We start from the raw sequence: 7,857 nt of genomic DNA, 5'->3' as shown, positions 1-7,857 counted from the left end.
GCCGCAAACCGTCGACACCGTGAAGGCCTTGACCAACCACCCGGCCTTCTCGATGGGCAATCCGAACCGGGTGCGCTCGCTGATCGGCACCTTCTCCAGCGCCAATCAGACCGGCTTCCACCGGGCCGACGGCGAAGGCTACTGGTTCTTTGCTCAAACCGTCCTCGAGGTTGAGAAGCGCAACCCGCAAGTGGCGGCAAGGCTGGCGACGGCGCTCAGATCCTGGCGTTCGCTCGAACCCTTGCGGCAGGCGAAGGCCAGGGAAGCGCTGCTCTCGATCGCCGGCGCCGAAAACCTGTCGGCGGATCTGCGGGATATTGTCGAGCGCACGCTGGCTTAGCCGCTCTCTTTCTTCTCCCCTTGTTGTGGCAGAAGGGAGATCCGTGCACGCCGCCAAGCTGGTGAATTTCAACCAGGACCTGACAGCAGCGGCTTCCGTTAGGCGCTGCGCCAGCGAAAGCCCATTATTTTAGTCGATTTTTAATCTTTTTTCGCCGGACCACTGGACAAGGCGAATCACCTTTGATTCTTTACTGACGATTCGGAAGTGCGGCGTTTGCCGGATCACCAAGCAGCATAGGCAAATTCGGGGAGTGCCATTTATGGCGAAGGCGGACGCGTGGGGCGCGCCCGGAGGGACGGTTTTTGCGCATCGTGAGACGCGCGGCGACGGTCTTGCCGGGAATACGCGACTCATCGCCGAACCGGCCTACCGGCGGCTTCTGGCCGCCGAGCCGCTGCTGCGCCGATCAATACCCGTCCTCATCATCACCTTCCTGATCGTCATCGCGGCGTTGCGCGTGCTGTCGCTGATGAACGAGCGCGACGATGTCGAGCGCAATGCCAAGGCGATCCTGACGCTGGCGGCGGGCCAGCTGGCCAGTTCGCTCGCCACCACCTCGGAAACGGTGCCCGGCGCCATACAGGATCTGCTGGAGACCACCAGCCGTCAGGGCGCGATGGGCCGCAGCCATGTGCTTGTCATCACCGACAGCGCTTTCAAGATCGTCGCGGTGACGCCACGCTCGATGCCATGGCAGGGCCATTCGCTGGACGGCCTCGTCGAGGGCGGCCAGCCCTTGTTCATGTTCGGCGATCGTGCGGGCGTCATGGACGTCAACATCGACGGACGGGATTGGTACGCCGCGGTCAGCCTGGCGAATGGCGGAAAGGGTGCATCGGCGGCCCTGGTGCCACAGGACGCGGTTTTCGATGCCTGGCGCAAGACCGTTTCGCTGAACGTCACCCTGTTCGTGCTGACGGCCGGTGTGCTGATCGTCATCCTCTATGCCTATTTCGGCCAGGCGGCACGTGCGCAGGCGGCCGACCGCATCTACCTCGAAGCGCATCAGCGCATCGACATGGCGCTGGTTCGCGGCCGCTGCGGCCTGTGGGACTGGGACATGGTGCGCGGCAAGATGTACTGGTCGCGCTCGATGTACGACATGCTCGGCTACAAGCCTTGCGAAACGATGCTGTCCTTCGGCGAGGTCGATCAGATCATCCATCCCGAGGACGGCGACCTGTTCGAGCTCGCCAACAGAATCGTCGCACGCGAGATCGATCACATCGATCAGGTGTTCCGCATGCGCCATGCCGATGGCCAATGGGTCTGGATGCGCGCACGGGCACAGGTCATCGATCCGGAAGCGCCGGAGATCCAGCTGATCGGCATCGCCGTCGACGTCACCGAACAGCGTCATCTGGCGCTGCGTTCCGAGGCTGCCGACCTTCGCCTCAGAACGGCGATCGAGAACATCAACGAATCCTTCGTGCTGTGGGATTCGACGCAGCGCCTGATCATGTGCAATTCCAAATACCAGCAGGACAACGGGCTTTCGGACCGCGACGTGATGCCGGGCACCGCGCGCGCGGCGCTGGAAGAACGCATGCTGGCCTTTGCTTCCGAAAGGCGGCTTGCCCACACCAGCGGCCTGCAGGGCGGCGCCACTTTCGAGCGGCAGTTGGCCGACGGCCGCTGGCTGCAGGTCAACGAACTGAAGACCCGGGACGGCGGCATCGTCTCGGTCGGTTCCGACATCACCCAGATCAAGCTGCACCAGGAGAAGCTGGTCGACAGTGAGCGACGGCTGATGGCAACGATCCATGATCTCAGCCTCGCGCGGCGGGCCGAAGAGGAGCGTTCGCGCGAACTGGTCGACCTCAACCGCAAATACATGAAGGAAACCGAACGGGCCGAAGCGGCGAACCGGGCCAAATCCGAATTCCTGGCCAACATGTCGCATGAGTTGCGCACGCCGCTGAACGCCATCATCGGCTTCTCCGAACTGATGGAACAAGGGCTGTTCGGCCCGCTCGGATCGGAGCGCTACGAGGAATATGCCACCGACATCAACAGCAGCGGCAAGTACCTGCTGGGCGTCATCAACGATATTCTCGACATGTCCAAGATCGAGGCCGGCCAGTTCTCTCTGGACCGGGAAGAGATCGACCTCGGCCCGCTGATCAGCGAAACCGTACGCGTCGTTTCGCTGCAGGCGGCGCAAAAGGCCATCACCGTGGAAACGCGCATTGCCGATGCGCTGACGCTGGTCGCCGATCGCCGTGCGATCAAGCAGATCGTCATCAACCTTTTGTCCAATGCGGTGAAGTTCACCGGCCAGGGCGGCCACATATCGGTCAGGGCCCGCAACACATCCGGCGCGCTGGTGCTGACGATCGAGGACAATGGCTGCGGCATCCCCAAGGAGGCGCTCGGAAAGCTCGGACGGCCGTTCGAACAGGTGCAGAACCAGTTCTCCAAGAGCCATGCCGGGTCCGGCCTTGGCCTTGCCATCTCACGTTCGCTGGCCGAGCTTCAGGGCGGCGCGCTGAAGATCCGGTCGAGCGAAGGTGTCGGCACGATCGTGTCGGTGCGCATTCCGGTGAAGAAGAGCGTGCTGGCCGTCAAGGTTGCAGCGTGAAGTTTTTATCACCATCCCAGGCCTGATCCACCTCGTGGACGCGAGCTGAAACGCTTTGACAAAGTTATCTATTTTATCTATTTTGGATAAAAAAGAAAGGCCTTGTCATGCGAGTGACTTCAACGGAATTCCAGCAGAATGTCGGGCGTTTTCAGGATGCTGCCCAGCGTGCGCCGGTCGCAATCACAAAGAATGGCCGGACCCACACGGTACTCCTGTCGGCGGCGATGTTCGAGGTCTTGGTCAAGGGACGGGTCGCCCGTCCTGTGGAAGAGCTGGACGACGAGACGCTTAACGCCATCGCCGAAAGCGCCGTATCGAGCGAATATGCCGGGCTTGATGCAATGCTCAAAGACTGGACACCGTGAGCCTGCCCAAACCTATCCCGGGTCTGGTGATTTCCTATTCTTACCTCTGGGTGAGAGAACACGAAAAGGGTGCCGAAGAAGGTCGCAAAAACCGACCATGCGCCATTGTCGCCGCGCGGTCGTGGAGGGCCGTGAAGTCATAACGGTCGTTCCGGTCACACACTCGCCACCAGCTGATCCTGCCGATGCAGTAGAAATACCTGCGCCCCTCAAGGCCTATCTCGGCCTCGATGACACGCCATCATGGATCGTCGTCACCGAAACCAATCATTTCCTCTGGCCGGGTCCCGATCATCTCAGGCCTATCGCGGGGAGCAAACCGTCCCGATTCGACTATGGCATGCTGCCGCCGCGTTTCTATGCCTATCTGCGCGACCGGATTTTGCAGTCTCACGCAAGCCGGGCGCTGCAGCAGATTCGGCGAACAGAGTAGCTGCATGAGACTGGAGGACCACGAAACGTCCCCGATTCCAAGGGACGATCGCTTCCCGGTCATCCCGCACGAAGCAAAAGGTCGAAATCCTTCCTGACCTTCTGCGACGTCTCCTTGAGATGTGCTTCGAGCACACCGAAATCCGGCAGGTCGGTCACCGCCAGAAGCAGATCCGAAAGCCCCGGCGGAACGTCGTCGCGCTCGAAGGCTCCGGTAAGGCACAGCCGCGTCATCTGGGTCAGCGCCAGATAGAGCGCATAGGCGTCGAAAAGCTCCTGCCTCGCCCCGGCATTGGCGAAGCCCGGTGACAGGCGCGAAAGGATTTCGGCGGTACCGGTAACGCGCGGCCCGGCGCCTACCTGCCCGGTGATGACAGCCACTTGGGCGATGAATTCGAGATCGATCAGGCCGCCGGGGATCAGCTTGATGTCCCACAGGTCGCGCGGCGGCTTTTCCTTCTCGATCATAGCGCGCATCTCCGAGGCCTCGGCCATCACCTTGGCGGCGTCGCGCGGCTGACCAAGCACCGCCGCCACTTCCGCTTCAACCTCGCCGCACAGGCTGGCGTCACCGGCAATGGCGCGGGCGCGTGCCAACGCCATGTGCTCCCAGGTCCAGGCCTCCTGGCGCTGGTATTTCTTGAAGGCATCGATATGGGTTGCCACAGGACCCTTGTTTCCGGATGGCCGCAGGCGCAGGTCGAGTTCGTAGAGCACGCCCTCCGCCGTCGGCGCCGACACGGCCGCGATCAGCCGCTGCGTCATGCGGGTGTAGTAATGCGAAGGCGCCAGCGGCTTGTCGCCATCGGACTCCTCGGCGTCCGGCGCGTGGTCGTAAAGCAGGATCAGGTCGACATCCGATCCGGCGGTCAGCTCGCGGCTGCCGAGCTTGCCCATGCCGAGCAGCGCAACCACGCCGCCGGCAATGGTGCCGTGGCGCGCCGCGAATTCGGCCGTCACCGCCTGCAACGCAGCCTCGATGGTGAGATCCGCCAGATCGGAGAAGGCGCGGCCGGCGCGCGCCGGATCGATCGAGCCGGCGAGCAGCCGGACGCCGATCAGGAATTTCTGCTCGGAAGCAAAAATGCGCAGCCGGTCGAGCACGTCCTCATAAAGCCGGTCGCCCTCGACAAAGGCGGAAAGCCGTGCCGACAGATAGGCGCGGTCCGGTAGCTCCGTCAGCAAGGCCGGGTCGAGCAGACCATCGAAGACATGCGGCCGGCGGGTGATGATCGCCGCCAGCCGGGGCGCCGCACCCATGATCGTTGCCAGGAGCTTGAGCAGGGCCGGATTGGACTGCAGCAGGGAAAACAGCTGGATGCCGGCCGGCAGGCCGGCGAGAAATTCGTCGAAGCGCATCAGCGCTTCGTCGGCCCGGCGCGTCTGGCCGAAGGAGCGCAGCAGAGCCGGCGTCAATTCCGTCAGCCGCTCGCGCGCCTCCGCCGACTGAGTGACGCGATAGCGACCGAAATGCCAGCCTCGGATGACGCGGCAGATGTCGCTTGGCCGCTGGAAGCCGAGGCCGTGCAAGGTCTGCAGCGTATCGGGATCGTCGACATCGCCGGTGAAGACGAGATTGCCGATGCCTGTCGACAGTTCGGGTGCTGTTTCGAACAGTGCCGCGTAGTGGCGTTCGACCTGCTGCAGCGAGGCGCGAAACGCCTGGGAAAAGGCAGAAGCATCGGCAAAGGCGAGCATGCGGGCGATGCGCTCCAAGCCTTCGTCATCTTCCGGCAGCGTGTGGGTCTGCTCGTCGGCAACCATCTGCACGGCATGTTCGACGCGGCGCAAGAACCAGTACTGGCGGGCGAGCGCATCGCGCGCCTCGATGGTGATCCAGCCGCGTGTCGCAAGCTCGCCGAGCATCGGCACGGTCTCGCGGCCACGCAGTTCAGGGAAGCGTCCGCCGGCGATAAGCTGCTGGGTCTGGACGAAGAATTCGATCTCGCGAATGCCGCCGCGCCCGAGCTTGACGTTGTGGCCCTTGACCGCGATCTCACCATGGCCCTTGTGGGCGTGGATCTGGCGCTTGATCGAATGGACGTCGGCAATCGCCGCGTAATCCATGTATTTGCGCCAGATATAGGGCTGAAGCTCCTTGAGGAAGGCAGCGCCCGCGGCCAGATCGCCGGCTACCGGACGTGCCTTGATCATGGCGGCGCGCTCCCAGTTCTGGCCGCGCGCCTCATAGTAGCGCAGTGCCGCCTCAACCGGGATCGCCAGCGGTGTCGAACCGGGGTCGGGGCGCAGCCTCAGATCGGTGCGGAAGACATATCCGTGCTCGGTGCGGTCCTGCAGGACGCGAACCAGGCGGCGCGTCAGCCGCGAAAACAATTCGGTGGCGTCGAGCGGGTCGACGACCGCCGGTGCTTCCGGATCGAAGAAAACCACCAGATCGATGTCCGAGGAAAAATTCAGCTCATGTGCCCCGAGCTTGCCCATGCCGAGCAGGATCCAACCCGACTGTTTCGACGGGTTGTCGACATCCGGCAGTTTGAGTTTGCCCTGGCCGTGCGCGTCGCGCAGCAGGAAGTCGACGGCGGCACGGGTACAGGCGTCAGCGAGGTCGCTCAACCGCCGGACCGTCAGCGCCGTTTCGGCCTCGCCGGCAAGATCGGCCAGCGCGATGAGGAAATGCGCCTCCGACTTCCACTGGCGCAGCTCCATCATCAGGCCGGATTCCGAAAGGGTCTCCGCCAAATGCGCCAGGTCTATGGCGGCGCCGATCGCTTTCAGCCGAGCCTCGATTGTCTGCTCGAACAGCCCGTCCAGGATTTGCGGCCGGCGACGTGCCGTATCGCGCAGGAACGGCGACAGATCGAAGACGGCGGCGAGGAAATCCTGGCCCTCCCCTTTGCCGGCCAGAAACTTGGCCAGCCGCGTCACCCCTTCTTCGCGTGCGGCGGACGCGATCTCGGCCAGTTCCAGCCGCGCACGGTCCTCGTCCAGCGGAACAAGCCTGGCCGCCGGCTTCAGCAGCCAATCTTTCGCTCTTGCAGCCGTGCTCATCAGTGATCCTCCCGAACCGGGAAACTCATGACCACGGATAATCCAGGATTGCCAGGCAAGAGTTCAAGCCGGCCATTGTGGAATGTCATGACGGCCTTGGCGAGGCTGAGGCCAAGACCCGAACCCGGTTGCGAACGGCTCTTCTCCAGCCGCACGAAACGTTCCGTGGCACGCGCGCGGTCGCCATCGTCGGGAATGCCGTGGCCATTGTCGGCAACCGACAGGCGAACGTCCGCACCGGTTCGCTCGAGCGTGACGCGCACCGCCGGCTGGGCATTGGCGCCGGTCGAATATTTGATAGCGTTGTCGACGATGTTCGACAGCGCCTGGCCGATCAGTTCGCGGTTGCCGTTGACGGACACCGCCTCGTGCGCGTCTGCTTCCAGCGACACGCCCGCCTCTTCCGCCACCGGCTCATAGAGCTCGACGACATCGCGTACGGCTTCCGCAAGATCGACGCGGTTCGTATTTTCAGACGAGTAGCCAGCCTCCAGCCGGGAGATCATCAGGATGGCGTTGAAGGTTTTTATCAACTGGTCCGACTCGGCGATGGTGCCTTCCAGCGCCTGCCGGTAGTCGGTGGGCTTTTGCTTGCCCGAAAGCGTCGCTTCGGCCCGGTTGCGCAGCCGGGTCAGCGGCGTCTTCAGATCATGCGCGATGTTGTCGGAAACCTGCTTCAAGCCTTCGTTGAGCGTGGCGATCCTGGCCAGCATGGCATTGAGATTTTCGGAGAGCCGGTCGAACTCGTCGCCAACCCCCGTCACCGGCAGCCTGCCCGACAGATCGCCGCCCATGATGCGACGGCTGGCTTCCGACACGCTGTCGATGCGCTTCAGCGCAGCGCGGCCGACAAAAAACCAGATCAGCAATCCGCCCAGCCCCATCATGCCGAGCGCCAGCATCAGCGCACGGCGGATGACGGCACGAAACCGTTCCGGCTCGCCAAGGTCGCGGCCGACCAGCATGATCATCTGGTTCGGCAGCCGCAGCACCAGCGCAATGGCGTTGTGGCCTTTTTCGCCCTGCGCCTGCGCATCGTTCTGCTCGGATTGGGTGGTGGTACCCTGCTCGGCGGGAAGGTTGCGCAGGCGCTCGAGCTCTCCCTCGCCAAAGCGCTGATAAGA

6 protein-coding genes are annotated in these 7,857 nt (G+C 63.3%); 4 read left to right on the top strand and 2 right to left on the bottom strand.

Annotation, left to right across the window (positions count from 1 at the left end; translation table 11 throughout):
• From EN932_RS23595 to EN932_RS23580, 4 genes are all read left to right on the top strand, one after another.
• Positions 1-340 (top strand): aminopeptidase N C-terminal domain-containing protein (locus EN932_RS23595; RefSeq protein ID WP_128369106.1); only part of this gene is annotated, 340 nt, incomplete at its 5' end.
• 262 nt (positions 341-602) lie between these two features.
• A complete protein-coding gene (locus EN932_RS23590; protein WP_063171742.1) occupies positions 603-2,924 on the top strand; it encodes a PAS domain-containing sensor histidine kinase in 2,322 nt (773 codons plus the stop codon).
• A 107-nt stretch (positions 2,925-3,031) separates the two neighbouring features.
• Positions 3,032-3,292, top strand: a complete 261-nt coding sequence (locus EN932_RS23585) for a type II toxin-antitoxin system prevent-host-death family antitoxin (protein ID WP_013532628.1) — start codon at positions 3,032-3,034, stop codon at positions 3,290-3,292.
• Between the two features lie 97 nt (positions 3,293-3,389).
• A complete protein-coding gene (locus tag EN932_RS23580) occupies positions 3,390-3,725 on the top strand; it encodes a hypothetical protein (RefSeq protein ID WP_245465113.1) in 336 nt (111 codons plus the stop codon).
• A gap of 59 nt (positions 3,726-3,784) precedes the next feature.
• Here EN932_RS23580 and EN932_RS23575 read toward each other — a convergent pair whose 3' ends face one another.
• Complete coding sequence (locus EN932_RS23575; RefSeq protein WP_127385318.1) at positions 3,785-6,733, bottom strand: bifunctional [glutamine synthetase] adenylyltransferase/[glutamine synthetase]-adenylyl-L-tyrosine phosphorylase; 2,949 nt, start codon at positions 6,731-6,733, stop codon at positions 3,785-3,787.
• Positions 6,733-7,857 (bottom strand): HAMP domain-containing sensor histidine kinase (locus tag EN932_RS23570; RefSeq protein WP_164890587.1); only part of this gene is annotated, 1,125 nt, incomplete at its 5' end. The genes EN932_RS23570 and EN932_RS23575, both read right to left, overlap by 1 nt.

This window comes from Mesorhizobium sp. M7A.F.Ca.US.002.01.1.1 (genome assembly GCF_004022955.1).
GTDB lineage: Bacteria > Pseudomonadota > Alphaproteobacteria > Rhizobiales > Rhizobiaceae > Mesorhizobium > Mesorhizobium ciceri.
Note: the sequence above shows the minus strand (reverse complement) of the source record. Positions and strands in the feature narration are given on the sequence as shown.

Coding starts and splice junctions, on each gene's coding strand:
- EN932_RS23590 (WP_063171742.1), top strand. CDS start 603: ATGGCGAAGGCGGACGCGTGGGGCGCGCCCGGAGGGACGGTTTTTGCG.
- EN932_RS23585 (WP_013532628.1), top strand. CDS start 3,032: ATGCGAGTGACTTCAACGGAATTCCAGCAGAATGTCGGGCGTTTTCAG.
- EN932_RS23580 (WP_245465113.1), top strand. CDS start 3,390: ATGCGCCATTGTCGCCGCGCGGTCGTGGAGGGCCGTGAAGTCATAACG.
- EN932_RS23575 (WP_127385318.1), bottom strand. CDS start 6,733: ATGAGCACGGCTGCAAGAGCGAAAGATTGGCTGCTGAAGCCGGCGGCC.